Below are 3898 nucleotides of genomic sequence, written 5' to 3'. Positions count from 1 at the left end.
GCGCGCTGCCGCTGGTGATGCAGGCGACGACGCTGACGTTCTGAGCCGGCGCGAAGCGGGAGAATTGGAAGGCCGGGGGCGTGATCCTCCGGCCTTTTTATGCCTGGTTTAGGTTTTGGTGCCGGGCGGCGATTTATGTTTGGCGCCGGGTGGCGCGGGCGCAGGCCAGCCAGAGCAGGAGCGCCAGGATCGCGATGGCGCAGGCCAGGCGGATATGCGGCGGCGCGTAGCTGAATTTTATGCTGGCATTGCCCGCTGGAACGGCGACGGATTGAAATAATCCCGCCTGGGAGAGCGCGATGGGCGTATTGTTGGCCGTGGCGGTCCAGCCTGGGTAGAATAATTCACGGCGGGTGAGCACGCTTGCCGTTGGGCAGGAGGTTTGGATGTTTTGCCGGGAGATGATGGTTACCGCGCAGTTTGCATCGGCGGTTTGCGCATAGGGCGCGGCCTGGGGGAGTTCGAAAATGGAGGCTGTGGCATCGCGGAAGACAAGCATGGGCGCCGGGCCGTTGGATGCTTCGATCAGGCTGATGACGGGTTTCACACGGTGGATGGGGGCGGGGGCGTACCAGATGGCCAGAGGCGTCCCCGAGGGGTGGCTGAAGCGATAGGTGATTTTGGCGCGCGGCGGAATATTGAGCGGCGTGGGAAAGGTGAAGATGAGCGGCGCGTTGTCAGCCGCGGTGCCGGCATCGGCGGTGGCGGTGACGCAGTTGCCGGCGGCGCAGAGTGTGGCCACCACGGGGCCGCGCGCGGTGCCGAAATAGGTGCCGGCCACGACGGACATGGCGCCGATGGCGGAGAACGGGAAGGTGGTTGTTACGAGTCCGGCAAGGCTGGGGCCGCCGGGGAAGAGGTTCTGGGTGGAATTGCGTGGCGCTGTGTAAACGGGTTGAAACTGGTTGGCCCAGAAGAAATTATCGCCCGGCGTGGTGACGACGTAGCGCACGCCGATGGCTTCATAAGCGGGCAGGCGCTCGCGCAGGGCATCGCGCTGGCCGGGCTGGCTGCCGCTGTAATTTACGACATCAGCCAGGGGAAACAGATTGGCAGTGATGTAGTTTGTCCACAGCACGGGGATGGGCAGGGCGCTGTAGTTGATCGTCGCGATACGGTAGCGGTTGGGGAAGTTGAGGCTGAACGGCCCCAGGCTCATAATCCGATTTGTACCGATGTGGTTCTTGAGATACTCAATCGGCGCCTGATCTATATGTCCACCGCGAACGCCCGCGAGTTGGGGGATCATGAATGTTAGCAATGGCCCGGTAAGCAGCAAGGCCGCGAGGCGATGGCGGTGTTGAGGGCGGCGAAGTTCCAGGCAGAGAATGACCAGGATGGCGAGCGCAAATGCGGTGGCGCCGAAGGAGACGGCCATGTCGTGCGGGCGCAGCCTGTACCATGCGCGGATCAGGCCAAGGACGGGGAAAACGGCGGCGGTCACAAACGCGAGTAATGTGAACAAGACGGCGCTGAGGCGGGCGCGGGAGATAACGGGCAGGCGCATAAAATCATCCAGGCCCAGAGCGGCGAGAGCGTAGATGGCGAAATTTACCGCGGGTCCGCTGAAGCGAGTGCTGTCGGTGGTGCCGAGGCCGGGGATGGTATTGAGCAACCATGTTACCGGTGTGACGCCCAGGTAGCGTGCTTCCCAGAGAAAAATCCAGAGCAGAAGGACCAACCGGAGAGATGGGAGTTTGCCGTGACGCCACAATGCCACGAGCGCCAAAGCCAGCACCGGCAATCCGGCCCAGCCGGGAACACGGACATAGCCAGCGCCAAAAATGGAGGCGAGTGGCGCAGGCGTTACACTGCCGAGTTTGCCGTAGAGGAAGGGCAGGATTTGCAACGGTACGTCCGCCGGATCGAGATGGATGGTCTGGAATAAAACACCGTGGGCGCCGACAGAGGCGATTTGCAAATAACCCAGGAAGGGAACGAGCAGCGGGGCGCATAGGCTGATGCCAATGCCCACGCCGAGGCTGAGTTTGCCGATGAAGTGCAGCCGCGCTTGCGCGGGCATGATGGCAAGCCGCCAAAATGTCCAAAATCCGGCGAGCAAACCGTCAAGATAGGCAACTTCCGGGAAGCCTGCGTAGAACGAATAGGCAACGGATAGGGGAACCAGGGACCAGCCCATCGGTTTGCCTTGCATGGATGCCCGGGCGGATTCCTCAATGCCCAGTAGAAGCAGCGGAAGGAATGGCAGGGGCGTTATCGCGGCATGAGGCGACAGAAAAAAAATCGGGGTAAGCGTGTAAAGCGCAGCACCCAGGAATGCGGCAGTGCGGGAGAGGCCGAGTTCGGCGAACAATATGTAGCTGAAGACCCCGCAACCCATTTGCAGGAGCACGCGCAACAACAGCCAGCCGGTGTTAAAGTGTAGCAGCAATACGAAGGGCAGGAAAAAGGCGGAGGCCTGCATTTCGGCGGCGAGCGGCATGCCCACACCTGCGTAGGGGTTCCACCAGGGGATGATGCCGTGCAGCCAGTCTGATGCCGCGAGATGGCCAACCGGTTGCGTAATGTAGGCGACCGAGGGGTCAACCCAGCTCATCGGGCCGGAGATAAGCCCAGGGCGCATATGTTGGGCAAGGCCGATGAATTGGAGCGTGGGGTCGTTGTTGAACAGCCCGGACAGTGCGATGGCGTTGGCCAGGACCGGCAGCAGGGTGAGCAGCAGCAGCGGGGCTTTGTGCCGTTGCGCGAAGGAGGGGGTGTTCGTTGCTGCATCCATAGCTTCAAGGTAGTTGCCGATCGTCCATGGTCAGTCAATGCGCGCGGGCGGGTTGGCGGGCATGGAGAAAACTTGTGCGGCGTTATGACGTGCTTTAGCGGTGGAACCATGACAAATGCTCGTATTGCCGTGCTGATTCCATGCTTCAATGAGGCTGTCGCGATCGGTAAGGTGGTGGCCGATTTCCGCGCGTGCCTGCCGGGGGCGGAAGTTTATGTTTACGATAATAATTCCAGCGATGGCACGGCGCTGGCCGCCGCCGGGGCGGTGGTGCGGCGCGAGGCGTTGCAGGGCAAAGGTCATGTGATCCGGCGGATGTTCGCCGATATTGAGGCCGATGCCTATGTGCTGGTGGATGGCGACGATACTTACGACGCCGCCGCCGCGCCGGAGATGGTCAGGCTGCTGCTGGAAGAACAGCTCGATATGGTCAACGGGCAGCGTAACGTCGCGGGCGTGGAAACGCAGGCCTACCGGCGCGGGCACCGGATGGGCAACCGCGTGCTCTCGGGGCTGGTGCGGATGGTTTTTGGCGACCGGATCAGGGACATGCTTTCGGGCTACCGGGTGTTCTCGCGCCGGTTCGTGAAGACATTTCCGGCCCTGGCGTCAGGGTTTGAGACCGAAACGGAATTCACCATCCACGCGCTGGATTTGATGATGCCGCTGGCCGAATTGCCGGTGAGCTACCGCGAGCGCCCGGCGGGGTCGGCCTCGAAACTGCGGACCTACTCTGACGGCTTGCGGATTTTGCGGACGATTCTGGTGCTGGTGAAGGAGGAACGGCCGTTGCAGTTCTTCACTCTGGCGGGCGCCTTGCTGATGCTGCTGGCCATCGCGTTGGGTTTCCCTGTGGTGACGGCGTATCTCAAAACCGGGCTGGTGCCGCGGTTGCCGACCGCGGTGCTCTCAACCGGGATCATGATGATCTCGTTTCTCTCCTTCGCCTGCGGCCTGATTTTGGATTCCGTGGCGCGGGCGCGCAAGGAGGCCAAGCGGCTGGCATATCTGGCGATACCGCGCTGGGGGGCGTGAAGCCCCGGCGCGCTACAGGTTAAAGAGCGTTGCGGATGGCGGCCAGCGCGGCTTGCCAGGCATTGCCGTCGGGCCCGCCGGCCTGGGCCATGGTTTTGTTGCCGCCGCCGCCCGCCCCGCCAACCG

General features: G+C 62.5%; 2 protein-coding genes. One reads left to right on the top strand and one right to left on the bottom strand.

Annotation, left to right across the window (positions count from 1 at the left end; translation table 11 throughout):
• Positions 1–133: 133 nt before the first annotated feature.
• Positions 134–2737 (bottom strand): hypothetical protein, encoded by a 2604-nt coding sequence (locus HKL97_RS00570; protein WP_291421803.1) that lies wholly within the window; start codon positions 2735–2737, stop codon positions 134–136.
• A gap of 108 nt (positions 2738–2845) precedes the next feature.
• Here HKL97_RS00570 and HKL97_RS00565 point away from each other — a divergent pair, with 108 nt between their 5' ends.
• Positions 2846–3772 (top strand): glycosyltransferase family 2 protein, encoded by a 927-nt coding sequence (locus HKL97_RS00565; protein WP_291421801.1) that lies wholly within the window; start codon positions 2846–2848, stop codon positions 3770–3772.
• Positions 3773–3898: the final 126 nt, after the last annotated feature.

This window comes from Acidocella sp., assembly GCF_013044125.1.
Classification (GTDB): Bacteria; Pseudomonadota; Alphaproteobacteria; order Acetobacterales; family Acetobacteraceae; genus Acidocella.
Note: the sequence above shows the minus strand (reverse complement) of the source record. Positions and strands in the feature narration are given on the sequence as shown.